This is a genomic window from Micromonospora sp. NPDC049257, assembly GCF_040678915.1.
Taxonomy (GTDB): domain Bacteria; phylum Actinomycetota; class Actinomycetes; order Mycobacteriales; family Micromonosporaceae; genus Micromonospora; species Micromonospora antibiotica.
The window spans coordinates 1-18,720 of sequence record NZ_JBFAQU010000010.1; the positions used below are offsets into that span (position 1 = coordinate 1).

Below are 18,720 nucleotides of genomic sequence, written 5' to 3' on the forward strand. Positions count from 1 at the left end.
CGCGTACTGGATCTTCGCCGACCGGTTCGTCGCGGTCGACCACCGGGACCGGCAGACCTACCTGGTGGCCCTCTCCGACGGCAGCGAGGGCAGCGCCGGGCCGGAGACTGGGCGCGGGACCGTCGTCGACGACGTCAGTGCATCGCGGTCAGGGCCGCCGCCTCCTGCTCGGCCCGTTCGTCGCCACTGACCTCGTGCAGCGGCTTCTCCCGGATGAACAGGACCGCGATCAGGGCGAGCAGGGCGATCGGGGCACCGATGAGGAACAACTCCGAGGTGGCGGTGGCGTACGCGTCCCGCACGATCGCCAGGACCGGGGCGGGCAACGCGGACAGGTCGGGCACCTCGGTGGTGCCACCGCCGGTGGCGCCGGCGGCCGGGCCGAGCCGCTCGATCATCAGGCCGGTGACCCGGTTGGCCAGCACCGCGCCCAGGGCGCTGACCCCGATCGCCCCGCCCATGCTGCGGAAGAAGGTCAGCACCGAGGTGGCCGCGCCCAGCTCGTGGGCGGGCACGTCGTTCTGCGCGGCGAGGACCAGGTTCTGCATGAGCATGCCCACGCCGGTGCCGAGCACCGCCATGTAGAGCGAGAGCAGCGGTACGCCGGTGTCGGCGTCGATGGTGCTCAGCAGCAGCATCCCGACGGTCATCACGGCCGCCCCGACCACCAGGTAGACCTTCCACCGGCCGAACCGGGTGATGAGCTGACCGGCGACGGTGGAGGAGACCAGCAGGCCGAGGATCATCGGCAGGCTCATCAGGCCGGCGACGGTAGGCGACTTGCCCAGCGAGGTCTGGAAGTACTGCGACAGGAAGACCGTGCCGCCGAAGAGGGCCACCCCGACCAGCACGCTGGCGACCGTGGTCAACGTGACGGTACGGCTGCGGAAGATGCGCAGCGGGATGATCGGCTCGGGCACCCTCGACTCGACCCAGACCGCCAGGGCCAGCAGCACCAGCCCACCGACGACCATCAGCGCGGTCCAGCCGGAGGCCCAGGCGAACCGGTGCCCGGCCAGCGACGACCAGACCAGCAGGGTGGACACGCCTGCGGTGATCAGCAGGGCGCCCCACCAGTCGATGCGCGCCTTGCGGCGGACCACCGGCAGGTGCAGGGTGCGTTGCAGCAGGACGATCGAGATGAGGCTGAACGGCACGCCGATCAGGAAGCACCACCGCCAGCCCAGCCAGGAGGTGTCGACCATGACGCCGCCGATCAGCGGGCCGGCGATCGTGCCGACGCCGAACACGGCGCCGAAGATGCCGGCGTACCGGCCCAGTTCCCGGGGCGGGATCATGGCAGCCATCACGATCAGCGCCAGGGCGGTCATCCCGCCGGCGCCGACGCCCTGCACGATCCGGCTGGCGAGCAGGGTCTCCACGTTGCGGGCGAGCCCGGCGATCAGCGAGCCGAGCACGAACAGGCCGAGCGACAGCTGGATGAGCAGCTTCTTGCTGTAGAGGTCGGCCATCTTGCCCCACAGCGGCACGGTGGCGGTCATCGCCAGCAGCTCGGTGGTGACGATCCAGGTGTAGACGGTCTGGCTGCCGTGGAGTTCGGCGATGATGCGTGGCAGCGCGTTCGCCACCACCGTCGAGGCGAGGATCGCCACGAACATGCCCACCATCAGGCCGGAGAGTGCCTGGAGGATCTCCCGGCGGGACATCCGGCCGGCACCCGCCCCGGTCGGCGGGATCGGCTCGGCAGTTGCGGTCATGACACGTTTCCTCACGGGGTGCGGTGCACGCCCGGCGCGGTCGCGCCGGGCTGGTCGGTGGCACGGGGGTCGGGCAGCCCGGCGGCGACGGCGGCGAACGCCTCGTCGAGCAGTTCGGCCAGGGAGCGGGACCCGCCGCCGGTGGCCCAGCGGACCATCGCGGTCCGCAACGCGGCTCCGGTGACCGCCACCACCAGGGCGGGATAGCCGTCGTCCGGCGAATGGCCGGTGCGCGCCGCGAGCGCCTCGACCATGGCCTGCTCGGTTGCCGCGTTGCCGGAGACCAGCCGGGCCAGCAGCACCGGGTGCTGCATCACCACCTGCATCCGCAGCAGCCACAACGCGGCGTCACCCTCCACCTCGTCGATCACGCCGGACAGGGCCGACCGGATCGCCGTCAGCGCCGGCACCTGCGCCGGTACGGTGGCCAGCGCCCGCAGCACCCGTTCCCGGTCCCCCTCGGTGTCGCCGACCAGCGCGTCGTCCTTGGTGGCGAAGTAGTTGAAGAAGGTCCGGGCGGAGACGTCCGCCGCCTCGCTGATCTCCTCGACCGTGACCTGGTCGAGCCCCCGCTCGGCGACCAGGCGCAGCGCGGCGGCGGCCAACGCGGCGCGGGTCTGACGCTTCTTGCGGTCCCGCCGCCCGAGCCCTTCGTCGATGGTCATGTGCTGGAGCCTAGGAACAAAGATGCAGCCACTGCAAACTTGCATGGTGTGACATGAAACTCGGCCGGCCGCAGGTGAGCTTCCCCGTCCGGCGGTCCGGCGGTCGGCGGCATCGGTCGGCTGGCCGACTCGGGAACCCGCCGGGCCGGTGCCGCGACATAGCCTCGACGGCACCACATCACGGCGGACAGGGACCGGAATGCTCCTCGCGAACGACATAGACGACCTGGCCGGCGCCGCCGCCCGGGGCGAGCCGGGTGCCCTCGACGCGCTGCTGACAGCGGTGCGCCCCGAGGTGCTGCGGCTCTGCGGCCGGCTGCTGCCGCACCGGGAGGACGCCGAGGAGGCCTGCCAGGACGCCCTGCTCGCGGTGACCCGGGGCATCGACCGGTTCGAGGGCCGGTCGTCGTTCCACACCTGGCTCTACCAGCTCACCGCCAACCGGGCCCGCTCCACCTACCGGGCACTGCGTCGACGCTGGCAGGTCGAGGCCGATGGGGTGCCGCTGCCCGACCCACCCGACCCCCGGCGCACCAGCGTGGTCGCCGGCACCCGGCTCGACCTGCTCGACGCGTTGGACGCGGTCCGCCCCGAGGTCGCCGAGGCGCTGACCCTGCGCGACGTGCTCGGCCTGCCCTACCGGGAGATCGCCACCCTGCTCGACGTGCCGGAGGGCACCGTGAAGTCCCGGGTCCACCTGGCCCGCCGGCAGGTCCGGCAACGGCTGACCGGTGAGTGAGCGCCCCTGGCCGGGCCGGCTGCTGATCACCCTGCTGGCGCTCGTACCCGTGACGGCCTGCGGACCGACCCCGGTCGCGCCGCTGCCGGTCCGGTCGGCGACCCCGACGGTCGCCCCCGCGACCCCGACCGCCCCGACCGCCCCGGCCACGGCGGTACCCACCTCGGCCGGCCCGGTCGTCAGCGCCGTCAGCGCGCCGTCGGCCCGGCACACCCCCTCGCCGCCACGCCGGACCCCGACCGCCGGCACCCGCCCGCCGTCGACGAGCCCCCGGCCGCAGGCCTGCCTCGGCCCGGTCCGCTACGACCTGGTGGTCTCCGACACCGAGTTGGCCCTGTTGAAGTCGCTCTGCCTGAGCGTCGGTGGGGTGCTCCGCATCCAGGGGATCGGGCCCGGCGAGGTCGAGGTGGACCGGGAGGACCTGGTCTCCAGCCACTACGAGGCCGGGGTGGTGGACATCCGCTTCGTCCACTCCGGCACGGTGCAGGTGACCATCCCGCAGGGCGGCAAGACATATCCGGTCACGGTGGTGGTGGTCTAACCGTCGGCCGGGCGGACCCGTACCCCGGCCAGCAGCGTGTCGACGAACTCCGGCCCGCCGCCCGGGGGCGGGACGATCTGCGCATAGAGCAGGCCGTCGCGGCCGGCGCGGGCCGCCGCCTCGACCAGCACCGGACGCCCCGCCGGGCAGCTGAACCCGGCGACCACCCACTCCACGCCGCCCCGCCGGGTGCGCCGCACGGGCCCGGCCACGCAGTCGGCGTGCGGGCGTTGCGCGACGAAGTCCGCCGGGGTGGTCTGCCGGGCCAGGCCGGCGGAGAGCCCGACGAAGGCCCCGGGCACCGTCGGGTCGGTCGCCCACCGGCCGGGGTCGGGCGAGACGACCAGCGCCGGTTCGAGCCGCCCCCGCTCGTCGTACCGGCCGGCCCAGCCCGTCCCGGCGGCCCGCCAGCCGGCCGGCAGGGTGACGCTCACCGGGCCGCTGCGACCCCGCCCGGCGTCCGGCGCGGGGGCGCCTGCGTCGCCGGCGGTCACCCCCACCGCGACGAGCACCAGGGCAGCGGCCCCGACCAGGCGGAGCCGGTGGGCCGCTCCCCGCCGGAACCCCGACGGCCCCGCCACCACCCGATCTGCCCGACCCGCCCGATCCGCATGGTCCGCGCCGACCGCGCGACCCGCGCGACCCGCGCGGTCGGCGCGGTCACGGTGGAGAGCGCGGCCGGCCCGGCCGGGGCGGGGAGCGTCGTCGGCGGACCCGGTCCCCGGTGGCAGTGCTCCCGCCGGGCCCGGGTCGCCGGGCCGGCGGATGGCTTGGCGCAGCGCCGCCCGGAAGGCGTCCGCGTCGCAGTGACGGTCGGCGGGGCGGGGTGCGGTGGCCCGCCGCAGCACCGCCGCCACCGGCGCGGGCACCCCGGCCACGCGCTGGTCGGGGCCGCCGAGCAGCCGCAGGCCGAGCCGGCCCAGCCCGAACACGTCGCTGCGGGTGTCCACCACGGCGAGGGGATCGTCCTGCTCGGGCGCCATGTAGCCGGGGGTGCCGGCGCGGGCGGTCAGCCCGGAGGCGGCGGCGAGCGCCTTGGCCAGCCCCAGATCGGCGATGACCACCCGCTCGCCGTCGGCGGTCGAGGTGAAGAGCACGTTGCCCGGGGTGAGGTCGCGGTGCACCACCCGCTGGCGGTGCAGCACGGCGACCCCGGCGGCGATCTCGTCGAGCAGGGCCAGGGCCACCGGCACCGGCAGCGGTCCGGCGGCCAGCCGGTCCCGCAGACTGCCGCCGTCGGCCAGGGCCAGCACCGCGTACGGTCGGCCGTCGGGCAGTTCACCGACCGCGTGCACCCGCGCCAGCCGGGGGTGGTCGAGTCGCCGCAGCAGCCGGGCCTCGTCCCGGAATCGTTCCCGTACCCGCAGGTCGTGGCTCCAGTTCTCGGCGAGCACCTTGATCGCCACCCGGGAGTCGAGGACCGGGTCGTGGCCGAGCCAGACGGTCGCGAAGGAGCCCGCGCCGAGCAGCCGCTCGATCCGGTAGGAGCCGATCCACGCCGGAGTGCTCATCGCCCCACCCCCACCGCACGGTAGCCGGCATCGACCGCTGTCGGCGTCCGGGGCATCCGGGACCTGTCAGGAAACCGACGAACGGAATCCGGCCGGGCGGAGACCAACAGCACGACAGACCCGTACCTGCGAAGGAGTGCCGTCATGCGTCGTCTTCCCACCATCCTGCTCACCGGCGTGCTGGCCGTGGCCGCCGCCGTCGTCCCGGCCGGGCCGGCCGGGGCCGCCGGGCCGGGCCCCGGGGTCCGGCCCGGCGCCACCGTGGCCCTCTCGCCGGACCGCCCGGCCGGCAGCACCGACCTGCTCAGCGTCCGGGGGGCGGGACCGTTCCGGATCGGCGCGTCACTGACCCGGCTCACCTCGGCCGGACTGATCGACTGGACGGCCCTCGACTGCGAGGGCGTGGTCACGGCCGGCGTCACCGGTGAGTGGGCAGGTGTGATCATGGTGGCCTTCCGCAACGGGCGGCTGGTCGAGGTGGGCACCGCCACCGCACCGCCCCGCTCGCCGGCCGGGGCGAGCGTGGGCATGTCCTGGGCCGAACTGGAGCAGATCTACGGTCCGCGGGGCGCGCTGATCCACAACGACGCCGGGGACGCCACGGCCTACCTGGTGCGGTTCGGCAACCGGGTCGAGCTGTTCACCGGGCACCCGATCCGGCCGGGTGTCGGCTACTTCCAGGTCGGGCTGGCGGATCACGTCGAGCGGGCCTTCCGCCAGGGCCACTCCTGCTGACCGCCGGTCCGGGCCGGGGCGTCGGGGGTTCTCCCCGACGCCCCGGTTCGCATGGTGGCATCGCCAACATTGCTGTCGTCCTCGACATTAGTGTGTGTCACACAGTATGGTGTGACACATGATTAGCGAGGAGGTCCTGCGGACCCATCTCCAGGAGCTGCGTCGCGGCACGGTGGTGGTGGCCAGCCTGCTGGCCCTGCGCCAACCCGGCTACGGCTACGCGCTGCTGCAACGCCTCACCCGGCACGGCTTCCCGGTCGACGCCAACACCCTCTATCCCCTGCTCCGACGACTCGAGGAGCAGGGGCTGCTGACCAGCGAGTGGAACACCCAGGAGAGCCGACCGCGCAAGTTCTACCGCACCAGCGCCGACGGAGAGACGGTCCTGGCCCGCCTGCTCGACGACCTCGCCGCCGTACAGACCTCCGTGACCGGGCTGATCGAAGGAGCCGACCGATGAACACCCTGACCGACCGCTACCTCGCGGCGACGCTCCGCTCGGTGCCCGCCGAGCGTCGGGACGAGATCGCCACCGAGTTGCGCGCCTCGATCGAGGACATGATCGAGGACCGGAGCGGCGGCGGCCAGCACACCGCCACCGCCGAGCGGGAGGTGCTCACCGAGCTGGGCAACCCGGACCTGCTGGCCTCCCGGTACGCCGACCGCCGGCTCCAGCTCATCGGCCCGACCTACTACCTCGTCTGGCTCCGGCTGCTCAAACTGCTGCTCAGCTTCATCCCGGCGATCGTCGGCACGGTCGTCGTGGTCGTCGAGGTGGCACAGGGCAACGGCTTCGGCGCCATCGGCCGGGGGATCGTCGTCGCCATGCAGGTGGGCGTGCAGATCACCTTCTGGCTCACCCTGACGTTCGCCCTCATCGAACGCTGCCAGCCGGGCACCACGATGCCCGGCTGGACCGTCGACCAGCTCCCCGACGTACCCACCCACCGGGACGTCTCCCTCGCCGACACCGTCGCCTCGGTGGCCATGCTGGCGCTGACCATCGGATACCTGCCCTTCCAGCACTACCAGTCGTGGGTGCACGACACCGACGGCGGCAACATCCCGATCCTCGACCCGGCGCTGTGGTCGTTCTGGCTGCCGGCGCTGATCGTGGTGCTGGCCGCCAGCATCGGGTTCGAGATCGTCAAGTACCGGACCGGACGCTGGACCTGGCCGCTGTTCGGGGTGAAGGGCCTGCTCGACGTGGCGTTCGCGGTGCCGGTGGCCTGGCTGGCGCTCTCCGACCGGCTGCTCAACCCGGCCCTGGCCGACCGGCTGAGCTGGCTCGCCGACCAGGACAACCGGGACACCCTCGGAGTCGTCATCGCGCTGAGCGCCGCCGGGGTGGTGGTCTGGGGGCTGATCGACAGCGCCGTGAAGACACGCCGCCAGACGCGCTGAAAGAACCAGCACCCGACGGGCCCGGCGTACCCACGCCGGGCCCGTCGCACGGTCCGGGAACCCCCGGCCCGCGCGGGGGCGGGTCAGGTCAACACGGCACGGCAGCCCAGCCGGGCGGCAGCTGCGGCACCGGCCAGGACGGCTCCGGCCGCCAGTGCGCCCAGCCCTCGTCCCACCACCGCTGCCCCGCGTCGAGCAGCGCGGCGATCCGGTCCCCCTCGGCCCGGATCGCCTGTGCCATGCCCGGGTAACGCCCCTCGACGAGGCGCTGGGCGAACAGCTCCACGTCCTTGAAGACGTACCGGTCGGCGTCCGCCGCCCACCACAGGTCCAGCTCGTGGTCGAGGGTGTCCACCCCGATCGGGGTACGCCGCAGCGGGTCCTGGAGGTTGAAGTACCAGCCGGCGAAGGTGCGGTCCGGCCCGGTCCAGAAGACGTCGACCGAGTGCGCCTCGCCCGGGCGGTGCAGCATCAGCTTGCCGTGCCCGGACCACGCGGTGTGCCCCGCCGTCTGCCACGGGTGCCGGCCGCAGGGGAATTCGCCGTGCTCCGGGAAGCCGAACTCGGCACCCGGCGGCAGATAGAGCGCCAACAGGTCGTCGGTGTCCGCCACGCAGATGGTGGGGCAGCCGAACCAGACCTCACCACGCAGGATCTCCCGCCGGACGACCACGTCGCCCGGCGGGAACCGGTGTGCCGGCACGACCGTCAGGCGTCCACCGCCGCCATCACGTCGTCCGAGACGTCGAAGTTGGCGTAGACGTTCTGCACGTCGTCGCAGTCCTCCAGCACGTCGATCAGCTTGAAGATCTTGCGTGCGCCGTCCTCGTCCAACGGCACGTTGACGCTGGGGATCAGGGCGGACTCGGCCGACTCGTACTCGATCCCGGACTCCTGCAGGGCGGTGCGGACCGCGATCAGATCGGTCGGCTCGGAGACCACCTCGTACGCCTCACCGAGGTCGTTGACCTCCTCGGCCCCGGCGTCGAGGACCGCCATCATCACGTCGTCCTCGGTGGTGTCGGCCTTGGGGACGATCACCACGCCCTTGCGGGAGAACATGTACGACACCGAGCCGGCGTCGGCGAGCGAACCACCGTTACGGGTCAACGCCGTGCGGACCTCGGTGGCGGCCCGGTTGCGGTTGTCGGTCAGGCACTCGATCAGCATGGCCACGCCGCTCGGGCCGTACCCCTCGTACATGATGGTCTGCCAGTCGGCGCCACCGGCCTCCAGGCCGGAGCCGCGCTTGACCGCGCGGTCGATGTTGTCGTTCGGGACCGAACTCTTCTTGGCCTTCTGGATGGCGTCGAAGAGGGTGGGGTTACCGGCCGGGTCACCGCCGCCGGTGCGGGCCGCCACCTCGACGTTCTTGATCAGCTTGGCGAACATCTTGCCGCGCTTGGCGTCGATGACGGCCTTCTTGTGCTTGGTGGTCGCCCATTTAGAGTGGCCGGACATCTCGTACCTCCGTCTGTTGACTCACGCCTCGCGTCGGCTGGCCGCGCCGACTCCGGGCCAGCACCGGCCGCGTTGGAGGGCTGCGACGGGCAGTGCCCGCGCCGAACCGCGGCAATCCTACCGAGAGCACCCACCCCGCCGTCACACCCGGCGCGGCACCGCCACCAACCCGCGCGGAATTGCCCCTTTCGCCGGGAGATGGGCGGCTCAGTGGGCGGCCCCGACCAGGTCGGCGAAGTAACGGTGCAGACGCAGGTCCCCGGTCAACTCCGGATGGAACGACGTCGCCACCAGGTTGCCCCGGCGGACGGCGACGATGCGGTCGACGGCCGGACCCCCGGTGACCCGGCCCAGCACCTCGACGTCGGCATCGACCCGCTCGACCCAGGGGGCGCGGATGAACACGGCGTGGAACGGCCCGCCGTCGATCCCGGTGATCTCCACCGGCGCCTCGAACGAGTCGACCTGCCGACCGAACGCGTTGCGTCGCACCGTCATCGCGATGCCGGCGAAGCCCCGCTGGTCGGGACGGCCGTCCAGCACCTCGGTGGCCAACATGATCATCCCGGCGCAGGACCCGTAGACCGGCATCCCGGCGGCGATCCGCTCGTCGATCGGCGCGCGCAGCCCGAAGATGTCCACCAGCCGGCTCATGGTGGTGGACTCCCCACCCGGGATCACCAGCCCGTCGACCGCGTCCAGCTCGGCTGGCCGGCGCACCGCACGGGCGTCCGCGCCGACCCCGGCGAGGGCGGAAACATGCTCACGGACGTCACCCTGGAGGGCGAGCACCCCGATCACCGGTCCACCCACGTCCCCTCCTCCCGCGCCACCGGCAGCAGCCCCGACCCAAGCCTCACCAACCGCGCTCGGCCAACCGGTGCGGCTGGGGGATCTCGTCGACGTTGATGCCGACCATCGCCTCACCCAGGCCCCGGGACACCTTCGCCAGCACGTCCGGGTCGTCGTGGAAGGTGGTCGCCTTGACGATCGCGGCGGCCCGCTGCGCCGGGTTGCCGGACTTGAAGATGCCGGAGCCGACGAAGACGCCCTCCGCGCCGAGCTGCATCATCATCGCGGCGTCGGCCGGGGTGGCGATGCCCCCGGCGGTGAACAGCACCACCGGCAGCTTGCCCGTCTCGGCGACCTCCTTGACCAGGTCGTACGGGGCCTGCAACTCCTTGGCCGCGACGAACAGCTCGTCGGCCGGCAGGGAGCTGAGCCGGGCGATCTCCTGCCGGATCCTCCGCATGTGCATGGTGGCGTTGGAGACGTCCCCGGTGCCCGCCTCGCCCTTGGAGCGGATCATGGCCGCGCCCTCGGTGATCCGGCGCAACGCCTCACCCAGGTTGGTCGCGCCGCACACGAACGGGACGGTGAACGCCCACTTGTCGATGTGGTTGGCGTAGTCGGCCGGGGTGAGCACCTCGGACTCGTCGACGTAGTCGACGCCGAGGGACTGCAGGACCTGTGCCTCGACGAAGTGACCGATCCGGGCCTTGGCCATCACCGGGATGGACACGGCCGCGATGATGCCGTCGATCATGTCCGGGTCGCTCATCCGGGACACGCCACCCTGGGCGCGGATGTCGGCCGGCACCCGCTCCAGCGCCATGACGGCGACCGCACCGGCGTCCTCGGCGATCCTGGCCTGCTCGGCGGTGACCACATCCATGATCACGCCGCCCTTGAGCATCTCGGCCATGCCGCGCTTGACGCGGGCGGTGCCCCGGACCTGGGGGGCATCGGCGCTCGGGGACGTCGTTTCGGACATGGTCCATCACTCCTCGGACGTGCTCGGGGGCTGGCTCCGGCTGATGCTATGACGCCCCGGACGCCGCTCCGACAGCCAATCGGCCCCACGGTGGCCTGCCCTGTGGCCCCCGTCACCCCGGCTCGACCCGGGCCGGTGCCGCCCGCCCCGGCGACCCGCCCGCCACCGCGACCCGAGCCGCCACCGCGACCCGAGCCGCCACCGCGACCCGGGGCCGCCACCGCGAAAGGGGCCGCACCGTCGGGCAGCAACCGGTCGGCAGCCCCGGTCAGCCCGCCGGGACGTCGGCGGGCAGGGCCAGGGTGGGGTCGTCGATGTCGAAATACCGCGGCCAGGGGTGGCGGCGGCCCATCCGGCACACCCGCACCAGCGGTCGGCTCCGCGCGCTACGCGCGTCCCGCACCAGGTCGGTGTGCACCTGCCGGGACAGCGCCAGCCGCCGGCTCGCCGCGATCACCGCCCCGCAGGAGGGATCGGCCGGGTCCAGCCGGGCCGCCCGCAGTTGCCGGGTGAGGTCGTTCTCCGCCGCCTCCCGCTCCTCGGGGACGGCGTCCAGGGCGATCCGCGCCGCCGCGTACAGCTCCACGCCGTGGCGCTGCTCGGCCAGCACCGCGGCGGCGGCGGCCCGGCGCAGCAGATGGGCGTCGAGCGCGCGGGCCGCCGACTCCGCCCGGGTCTGCAACCGCTCGACCCGGCCCGCCGTCCAGACCAGGTAGACCACGACCAGGGCGACGACGACCACGGCGACCGACACCGCCCACAGCTGCGGCACCGTCGGGGTCACCGCGGACCACCCAGCCCCGCCCACTCCTGGTCGATGACCCGACCGTCGGTGGCCTCGATGGCCGCCGCGTAGACCTCCACCACCCGACGGGCCACCACCGGCCAGTCGTAGTGGGCCACCACCTGATCGCCGCAGGCGCTCAACGCGGCCCGCTGCGCCGGGTCGTCGAGCAGCTCCGCCAGGACGGTCCGCAGGCCGGCCGGGTCACCGGTCGGGAAGAGGCGACCGGCCCGCCCGCCGTCGAGCACCCGCCGGAACGCGTCCAGGTCGCTGGCGACCACGGTCGCGCCGGCCGCCAGCGCCTCGGTGAGGATCATGCCGAACGATTCGCCGCCGGTGTTCGGGGCGACGTAGAGGTCGACGCTGCGCAGCATCCGGGCCTTGTCGACCTCGGAGACCAGACCGAGGAACGTCACCCGGTCGCGTAGCTCCGCCGGGAACCGCCCGAACAGGTCGTCCGGGTCACCCGGTCCGGCCACCAGCAGGCGCAGCCCCGGCCGGTGCGCGGCCAACGCGACGAAGGCGTCGCGCAGGATCGGGAAACCCTTGCGGGCCTCGGTGAACCGGCCGAGGAAACCCAGCGTCCCGCCGCTGCCGGTGGCGCACTCCCCCGGCCAGCCGGGCAACGGCTCGACCCCGGCGAACTTCGCCACCGCCACCCCGTTGGGGATCTCCACCGCCCCGCCGTCCATGTGCTCGACCTGCACCTTGCGGGCCAACGCGCTGACCGCGATCCGGGCGGTGATCCGCTCCAGCAGGATCTGGAGCACCCCCTGGGCGGCGGCGAGCACCCGGGACCGGGTCATCGCGGTGTGGAAGGTCGCCACCACCGGCCCCCGGGCGGAGAGCACCGCCAGCATCGACAGGCTCGGGGTGAGCGGCTCGTGCACGTGCAGCACGTCGAACTCGCCCCGGGTGAGCCAGCGCCGCACCCGGGCGGTGGAGACCGGCCCGAACGCGATCCGGGCCACCGAACCGTTGTACGGCAGCGGCACCGCCCGCCCGGCGGAGACCACGTACGGCGGCAGCGTCGACTCCTCGTCGGCGGGGGCCAGGACACTCACCTCGTGCCCCAGTCCGAGCAGCGCCTCGGCCAGGTCCATGACGTGGTTCTGCACCCCGCCCGGGACGTCGAAGGAGTACGGGCACACGATGCCGATCCGCACTGGCGCCCCCTCCCCTCAGACCGAACCGGCGCTGGCCGGGGGCGGCGCCGCGGTGGACCCGCCGTCGGTGGAGCCCCGCTGGTCCAGCCACATCCGCTGCAACATGTGCCAGTCTTGCGGATGACGGGCGATGCCCGCCGCCAGACAGTCGGCAATCCGCTGGGTCAGCACCCGGACCCGCTCGTCCAACGGTGCGCTGTCCGGGTCGGGCACCGGCAGCGGGCCCTCCAACTGCGCGCGCGGCATCTCCGGTTCGTACCACAGCGACGCCACGTAGAGCGGGGCGCCGGTGCGGATGGTCAGCAGGGCGGGCCCGGCCGGCATCCGGGTACGGCCGCCGAAGAAGTCCACCTCGATGCCCCGGGCGGACAGGTCCCGGTCGGCCAGCAGCGGCACCACGGTGCCCGCGCCGAGCCGGTCCACCAGCACGTCGAAGGCGGGCCGGGCACCGCCGTGGGTGGGCAGGATCTCCATGCCGAGACCCTCGCGGAAGGCGAGGAAGCGCCGGTAGACGCCCTCCGGCTTGAGCCGCTCGGCGACCGTGGTGATCGGCAGGCCGGCGGCGGCCACCCAGGCGCCGGCGGCGTCCCAGTTGCCGGCGTGCGGCAACGCCACCACCGCGCCCCGGCCGGCCGCCACGTCGGCGACGAGCAGCTCCGACCCGCCGAGGTCGAACCCGTCGAGGATCTGCTGGCGGCTCAGCGAGGGCAGCCGGAACGCCTCCATCCAGTACCTGGCGTACGACCGCAGACCCTGCTTGACCAGTGCGTCCAGCTCCGCCTCGGGCAGATCGGGGCCGACCACCCGGCGCAGGTTGGCGCGCAGTCGGGTGGCGCCCTTGCCCCGGGCGCGGTGGGCGCGGTCGGCGCCCGCCTGGAAGGCCGCGGCGACCACGGGCCGGGGCAGCGCGCGGGCCAGCCGCCAGCCGGCGACGTAGCCGAGTTCGGTGAGGTTCACTCGGGGCCGGCCAGTTGCGCCTGCCGGTAAACGTGGGCCACCCGCTGGCCGACCGTGAAGATCGACACGGCGGCGAGCAGCCAGAGCGAGATCTCCAGGGCCGGGCCGACCCCGAGGCCGGTGAGCAGCCCACCGACCCCGACGATCAGCAGCCGTTCGGTGCGTTCCGCGACGCCCACGTTCCCGCTCATCCCCAACCCCTCGGCGCGGGCCTTGACATAGGAGACCAGCCCTCCGGCGGCCAGGCAGATCAACGCGGCGGCCACCCCGGAGTGGTTGCCCTCGGTGGCCAGCCAGTAGGCGACCGCGCCGAACACCGCACTGTCGGAGACCCGGTCCATCGACGAGTCGAGGAACGCGCCGAACCGGGTCGAGCCGCCGCTCATCCGGGCCATCGTCCCGTCGAGCATGTCGGTCAGCGCGAAGAAGGTCACGATCAGCGCTCCGGCCACCAGCTGGCCGCGGGCACCGAACCCGAGCGCGCCGACGAGCACGCCGACGGTGCCGGCCACGGTGACCGCGTTGGGGGACACACCGGCGCGGAGCAGACCGCGCGCGACCGGCTCCACGACGCGGGTCATCCCCGCGCGGGCCGTCACTTGGAAGATCTTCGCCATGGCGGTCCCACGATAACGGCCGGCAGTGCCGCGCGATACGGCCGGTCGCCCGACCCGCCCGACGAGACTTGTGCGGGGTCCGTCGACGGGTGTGGGATCGGGGCGGAAGGTGAGCCAGCTCACCACCTCGCCCGTTGACCGTTCGCCGGTCGCCGGGCCACCGGAGGATATCGCCGCGGCACCCGACCGGGCCGCTCCCCGTCGTGCGCGGCGGTCGCCACCCACCACCGGCTCAGGGAGGTGCGCCGCGATGGCGCAGAAGAACCAGGACCAGGGCGCCACCGGTGACACGCCGGTGGTGACCACGCCCGACCGGGTACGCAACGTGGTGCTCGTCGGACACTCCGGCGCCGGCAAGACGACCCTGGTCGAGGCGCTGCTCGCGGCCACCGGCACGATCGACCGGGCCGGCACCGTCGCCGCCGGCACCACCGTCTGCGACCACGACCCCGCCGCGGTACGCCAGCAGCGCTCGGTAAGCCTCGCCTGCGCCCCGCTGGTGCACGCCGGGGTGACGGTCAACCTCTTGGACACCCCCGGGTACGGCGACTTCGTCGGCGAGCTGCGGGCCGGGCTGCGGGCCGCCGACGCGGCGCTGTTCGTGGTGTCCGCCGTCGACGGGATGGACGCCGCCACCGCCGCCCTCTGGGAGGAGTGCGCCGCCGTGGACCTGCCGCGCGCCGTGGCGGTCACCCGGCTGGACCACCCGCGCGCCGACTTCGACGAGGCGGTGGCGCTGTGCCAGCGGGTCTTCGGAGACAACGTGCTCCCGCTGCACCTGCCGATGCTCGGCGACGACGGCGAGGCGGTCGTCGGGCTGCTCGCGTTGATCACCCGGCGGGTGCACGACTACTCGGCCGGGCTGCCCGCCGACGTCCGGGAGCCGGACCCGCAGCACCTGCCGGCGATCACCGAGTCCCGGGGTGAGCTGATCGAGGGGATCATCGCCGAGAGCGAGGACGAGACCCTGATGGACCGCTACCTCGACGGCGAGGAGATCGACACCGACGTGCTGGTCACCGACCTGGAGCGGGCGGTCGCCCGGGGCCACTTCCACCCGGTGACGCCGGTCTGCGCGGCCACCGGCGTCGGGCTGGACGTGCTGCTCGACGCCCTGGTGTCGGCCTTCCCGTCGCCGCTGGAACGCGAGGTCCCGGCGGTGACCGGGGTGGACGGCTCCCCCCGCCCGCCGCTGGACTGCGACCCGGACGGCCCGTTGGTCGCCGAGGTGGTCCGGACCACCGTCGACCGGCACGTCGGCCGGGTCTGCCTGGTCCGGGTCTTCTCCGGCACGCTGCGCCCCGACCAGACGGTGCACGTGTCGGGGCACGGGCTGGTCGAGCGCGGCCACCCCGACCACGACGCCGACGAGCGGGTCGGGCACGTCTACCGCCCGCTCGGGGCGGCCCTGCGCGAGGTGGACGCGTGCGTCGCGGGCGACATCTGCGCGATCACCAAGGCGGGCAGCGCGGAGACCGGCGACACCGTCTCGGCGAAGGGGGAGCCGCTGCTGATCGCGCCCTGGGAGATGCCGGAGCCACTGCTGCCGGTGGCGGTGGCCGCCCGGAGCCGGACCGACGAGGACGCCCTGGCCCGCAACCTGGGCCGGTTGATCGTCGGCGACCCGACGCTACGGCTGGAGCGCAACCCGGACACCCACCAACTGGTGCTCTGGTGCATGGGCGAGGCACACGCCGACGTGGTGCTCGACCGGCTCCGGGCCGGCGGGGTGGAGCTGGACACCGAGCCGGTGCGGGTGCCGTTGCGGGAGACGTTCACGGCCGCCGCCACCGGACACGGCCGGCACGTCAAGCAGTCCGGCGGGCACGGTCAGTACGCCGTCTGCGACATCGAGGTGGAGCCGCTGCCCCGGGGGGCGGGTGTCGAGTTCGTCGACCGGGTGGTCGGCGGGGCGGTGCCGCACCACTACGTACCGGCGGTGGAGAAGGGTGTCCGGGCGCAGCTGGCCCGCGGGGTGGTCGCCGGGCATCCGGTGGTGGACGTGCGGGTGACCCTGGTCGACGGCAAGGCGCACAGCGTCGACTCCTCCGATGCCGCGTTCCAGGCGGCCGGCGCGCTCGCCCTGCGCGACGCCGCCGAGCGGGGCGCTCCGACCCTGTTGGAGCCGGTCGACGAGGTGGTGGTCCGGGTCGCCGACTCCTCGGTCGGTGCGGTGCTGGGTGACCTGTCCGGCCGGCGGGGCCGGGTGCTCGGCACCGAGGTCGACCCGGACGTCGAGGGCCGCACCCTGGTCCGGGCCGAGGTCCCCGCCCAGGAACTGCTGCGCTACGCCGTGCAGTTGCGGGCCCTGACCGCCGGCACCGGCACCTTCCGCCGCACCTTCGCCCACTACACCCCCACCCCCACCCCGAAATAACCACCCCACCCACCCCCAACCCCCCACCGCCCACCGCCCACCGCGTCGATCATGGAGTTGTGGTGGGGGATAGGCCCCATATGTCGCTTACGCGGGGCCCCACAACTCCATGATCGACGGGGGTGGGAGGTGGCGGGGGTGGGGGACGGGAGGTGGAGGGGTCAGGGGCGGGCGGCGGGGACGGGGGGTAGTGGCCAGTGGGGGCGGTCGGCGTCCCGGAGGGCGGCTGTACGCAGGGCGGCGAGTTGCCGTTCCACCTCGGCGAAGTGGTCCGGGGTGAGCGGGCCGAGGCGCAACGCGGCGGCGTTCTCCTCGACCTGGGCGACGGTACGGCAACCGGGGATCGGCACCGTCCGGTCGCTGCGCGCCCAGAGCCAACCCAGCGCGCCCTGGACCAGGGTCCGCCCGTCGGCGGTGAGCGCGCCCCGCACGGCGGTGACCCGACGCAGCCACTCCGGTGCGGGTCGACCGCTGCGGAACCACTCCAGCCAACCCGGCGCCACTCCCCGCACGTCGTCGCGGGGCAGCGTGGAGCCGTTGGTGTACTTGCCGGTGAGCAACCCCATCGCGAGCGGCCCCCGGTTGACGCTGGCCAAGTCGTGCTTGTCGCAGGCGGCCAGCATCACCGGGGCGTCGCGCAGCACCGACAGGCTGTGCTGGATGGCCGTGGCGTGCGGAGCCGCCTGGGCGAACCCGGCGGCCCGGTCGGCCCGGTCGGTGCTCCAGCCGTACGCCCGGACGAGTCCGTCGGCGACCAGTTCCTCGCAGGTGCCGACCAGCGCCTCCACCCGCGGCAGCGGGAGGTCACCCAGGTGCAGCTGGTAGAGGTCGATCCGGTCGGTGTCGAGGCGGCGCAGCGAGTCGACGACCGCCCGCCGCAGGTACACCGGGGAGGCGTCCTCGCCGGTGGCCTGCCGGGACCGTTCGTCGAAGGTGTACCCCCATTTGGTGGCGATCACCGCCTCGTCGCGGCGGCCGGCCAGCGCCCGGCCGAGGACCCGCTCACTGTGCCCCGCGCCGTACGTGTCGGCGGTGTCGAAGAAGGTCACCCCGAGGTCGAGCGCGCGGCGGACGGCCCGCACCGACTCCTCGTCGTCGACCGCGCCCCAGCCCAGCGGTTGGGTGCCCTCGGCCCAGGGGCCGCCGATCGCCCAGCAGCCCATGCCGAGGGCGCTGACCTCGATGCCGCTGCGACCCAACATCCGTGTCGTCACTGCCATCGCCGCATCGTGTCACCTTCGGGACGCGTGGGGAGACGAAGCTGACGCATCGTGCCCGATCGACCACAAGCGACACCGCCGGCACGGCACGGCGGATGGCGGCGCGGACTTCGCCGACCCCGCCGGTCGGCACACGCCGTCGCGGGCGGTGAAGGCGGGCAGGGTGGCACCGGACGACGGCGACCCACCCGGCCCACCGGTGGCGACGCGGACACCGGACGACGGCGACCCACCCGGTGGCGGCACGGACGACGGCGGCCCGCCCGGTGGTGCCGGGGCCCGCCGGGTGATCAGCGGGGCAGGGCTCGGGCCAGCGGCACCGGGGTCGACTGCCCAGGCCAACGGCCGGTAAGGGTGGCGGCGGCCGGCCCGTCTTCGGGCAGTCCGGCACCGGGCAGCCGGCGGGCGACGAGCAGGTCGACGGTGTCGGTGCCGATGCTGGTCGGGTCGTCGTCGCCCACCTGGCGTACCGCGCCGACGACGGGGGCCCCGACGTTGCCGGTGCCGGCCACCGTCATGGACGGCTCGCGGACTTCCCGCACTCCGTCGATCTCGAAGTACTCCTGCGCCTGACCGGTGCCGGTGAGGATGGCGGCGGCCAGGACGGCGGCGTAGACCGGGTCGCCGCACCCGTCGTAGACCCAGCGGGGGCCGAGCACCGAGTGGTGGGTGGTGCCGACCAGCCACTCGTCGGCGTCGGCCAACGGCGCGTCCCGGTAGGTCAGCGGGACCTGGTAGACCGGGCCGGCGTCGACCCGTACCAGGATCGTCTCGATACCGACGGCACCGGCGGGGTCGTCGAACCGGTAGGCGGCCACCCGGACCGGCTCGCCGGCCGCCGGCCCGGAATACCAGCGCCGGCCCGGCAGCCAACCGGCCAGGAGTTCGAGTTTCGTGGGGCGGATCTCCGCCTGGTGCAACAACGCCATGATCACATCCTAGGAGTCGCCACACCGACCGCCGCACCCGTCACGCAGGCCCGGCCCACCGACCCGCGCCCGACCCGGACGTGCCGTCACGCGGCCCCGGCACACCGGCCCGCGCCGGACCC

20 protein-coding genes are annotated in these 18,720 nt (G+C 73.9%); 7 read left to right on the plus strand and 13 right to left on the minus strand.

Annotated elements, in window-relative coordinates:
* Positions 1–190 (plus strand): hypothetical protein (locus AB0K25_RS16610; protein WP_363820964.1); only part of this gene is annotated, 190 nt, incomplete at its 5' end.
* Here AB0K25_RS16610 and AB0K25_RS16615 read toward each other — a convergent pair.
* On the minus strand, positions 135–1,718 hold the full coding sequence (locus AB0K25_RS16615; protein WP_255597956.1) for an MDR family MFS transporter: 1,584 nt from the start codon (positions 1,716–1,718) through the stop codon (positions 135–137). The two genes, AB0K25_RS16610 and AB0K25_RS16615, sit on opposite strands and share 56 nt — an antisense overlap.
* 11 nt (positions 1,719–1,729) lie before the next feature.
* Positions 1,730–2,383, minus strand: coding sequence for a TetR family transcriptional regulator (locus AB0K25_RS16620; protein ID WP_363820966.1), 654 nt, complete (start codon positions 2,381–2,383; stop codon positions 1,730–1,732).
* A 199-nt stretch (positions 2,384–2,582) separates the two neighbouring features.
* Between AB0K25_RS16620 and AB0K25_RS16625 the strand changes: the two genes are divergently transcribed.
* Positions 2,583–3,122 (plus strand): RNA polymerase sigma factor, encoded by a 540-nt coding sequence (locus AB0K25_RS16625; RefSeq protein ID WP_363820968.1) that lies wholly within the window; start codon positions 2,583–2,585, stop codon positions 3,120–3,122.
* On the plus strand, positions 3,115–3,663 hold the full coding sequence (locus tag AB0K25_RS16630) for a hypothetical protein (RefSeq protein WP_219469602.1): 549 nt from the start codon (positions 3,115–3,117) through the stop codon (positions 3,661–3,663). The genes AB0K25_RS16625 and AB0K25_RS16630 overlap by 8 nt, the downstream gene beginning before the upstream one ends.
* On the opposite strand, the gene AB0K25_RS16635 is transcribed toward AB0K25_RS16630, so the two are convergent.
* Positions 3,660–5,174, minus strand: a complete 1,515-nt coding sequence (locus tag AB0K25_RS16635; RefSeq protein WP_363820972.1) for a protein kinase — start codon at positions 5,172–5,174, stop codon at positions 3,660–3,662. The genes AB0K25_RS16630 and AB0K25_RS16635 overlap by 4 nt on opposite strands.
* A gap of 144 nt (positions 5,175–5,318) precedes the next feature.
* Between AB0K25_RS16635 and AB0K25_RS16640 the strand changes: the two genes are divergently transcribed.
* From AB0K25_RS16640 to AB0K25_RS16650, 3 genes are all read left to right on the plus strand, one after another.
* On the plus strand, positions 5,319–5,909 hold the full coding sequence (locus AB0K25_RS16640; RefSeq protein ID WP_357535884.1) for a hypothetical protein: 591 nt from the start codon (positions 5,319–5,321) through the stop codon (positions 5,907–5,909).
* Positions 5,910–6,027: 118 nt separating this feature from the next.
* Positions 6,028–6,369: a PadR family transcriptional regulator gene (locus AB0K25_RS16645; RefSeq protein ID WP_219469601.1), complete on the plus strand. Its 342-nt coding sequence runs from the start codon at positions 6,028–6,030 to the stop codon at positions 6,367–6,369.
* Positions 6,366–7,313, plus strand: a complete 948-nt coding sequence (locus tag AB0K25_RS16650; RefSeq protein WP_219469598.1) for a permease prefix domain 1-containing protein — start codon at positions 6,366–6,368, stop codon at positions 7,311–7,313. The genes AB0K25_RS16645 and AB0K25_RS16650 overlap by 4 nt, the downstream gene beginning before the upstream one ends.
* A gap of 88 nt (positions 7,314–7,401) precedes the next feature.
* On the opposite strand, the gene AB0K25_RS16655 is transcribed toward AB0K25_RS16650, so the two are convergent.
* The 8 genes from AB0K25_RS16655 to pgsA form a co-directional block, all read right to left on the minus strand.
* Complete coding sequence (locus AB0K25_RS16655; RefSeq protein WP_307799648.1) at positions 7,402–8,016, minus strand: DUF402 domain-containing protein; 615 nt, start codon at positions 8,014–8,016, stop codon at positions 7,402–7,404.
* Positions 8,017–8,021: 5 nt separating this feature from the next.
* The gene (locus AB0K25_RS16660) at positions 8,022–8,774 is read right to left on the minus strand and encodes a YebC/PmpR family DNA-binding transcriptional regulator (RefSeq protein ID WP_208569437.1); all 753 of its coding nucleotides are present in this window, start codon (positions 8,772–8,774) and stop codon (positions 8,022–8,024) included.
* A gap of 207 nt (positions 8,775–8,981) precedes the next feature.
* The gene (gene pdxT / locus AB0K25_RS16665) at positions 8,982–9,587 is read right to left on the minus strand and encodes a pyridoxal 5'-phosphate synthase glutaminase subunit PdxT (protein ID WP_357535887.1); all 606 of its coding nucleotides are present in this window, start codon (positions 9,585–9,587) and stop codon (positions 8,982–8,984) included.
* A 43-nt stretch (positions 9,588–9,630) separates the two neighbouring features.
* Positions 9,631–10,548: a pyridoxal 5'-phosphate synthase lyase subunit PdxS gene (gene pdxS, locus AB0K25_RS16670; protein WP_208569435.1), complete on the minus strand. Its 918-nt coding sequence runs from the start codon at positions 10,546–10,548 to the stop codon at positions 9,631–9,633.
* 268 nt (positions 10,549–10,816) lie between these two features.
* Positions 10,817–11,320: a hypothetical protein gene (locus AB0K25_RS16675; protein ID WP_208569492.1), complete on the minus strand. Its 504-nt coding sequence runs from the start codon at positions 11,318–11,320 to the stop codon at positions 10,817–10,819.
* 8 nt (positions 11,321–11,328) lie between these two features.
* Positions 11,329–12,498 carry a glycosyltransferase family 4 protein gene (locus tag AB0K25_RS16680; RefSeq protein WP_208569434.1) on the minus strand — a complete coding sequence of 390 codons (1,170 nt, stop codon included), beginning with the start codon at positions 12,496–12,498 and terminating at the stop codon, positions 11,329–11,331.
* A gap of 15 nt (positions 12,499–12,513) precedes the next feature.
* Entirely contained in the window at positions 12,514–13,455 is a 942-nt protein-coding gene (locus AB0K25_RS16685; RefSeq protein ID WP_219469593.1) for a phosphatidylinositol mannoside acyltransferase, read from the minus strand.
* Positions 13,452–14,072 (minus strand): phosphatidylinositol phosphate synthase, encoded by a 621-nt coding sequence (gene pgsA / locus AB0K25_RS16690; protein WP_219469589.1) that lies wholly within the window; start codon positions 14,070–14,072, stop codon positions 13,452–13,454. Before pgsA ends, AB0K25_RS16685 begins: the two co-directional genes overlap by 4 nt.
* Positions 14,073–14,322: 250 nt before the next feature.
* Between pgsA and AB0K25_RS16695 the strand changes: the two genes are divergently transcribed.
* Positions 14,323–16,449, plus strand: a complete 2,127-nt coding sequence (locus tag AB0K25_RS16695; protein ID WP_219469586.1) for an elongation factor G-like protein EF-G2 — start codon at positions 14,323–14,325, stop codon at positions 16,447–16,449.
* Between the two features lie 161 nt (positions 16,450–16,610).
* Here AB0K25_RS16695 and AB0K25_RS16700 read toward each other — a convergent pair whose 3' ends face one another.
* Together AB0K25_RS16700 and AB0K25_RS16705 are read right to left on the minus strand one after the other, a co-directional pair.
* Positions 16,611–17,669, minus strand: a complete 1,059-nt coding sequence (locus AB0K25_RS16700; protein WP_357535892.1) for an aldo/keto reductase — start codon at positions 17,667–17,669, stop codon at positions 16,611–16,613.
* Between the two features lie 290 nt (positions 17,670–17,959).
* Entirely contained in the window at positions 17,960–18,598 is a 639-nt protein-coding gene (locus tag AB0K25_RS16705; RefSeq protein ID WP_357535894.1) for a hypothetical protein, read from the minus strand.
* Positions 18,599–18,720: the final 122 nt, after the last annotated feature.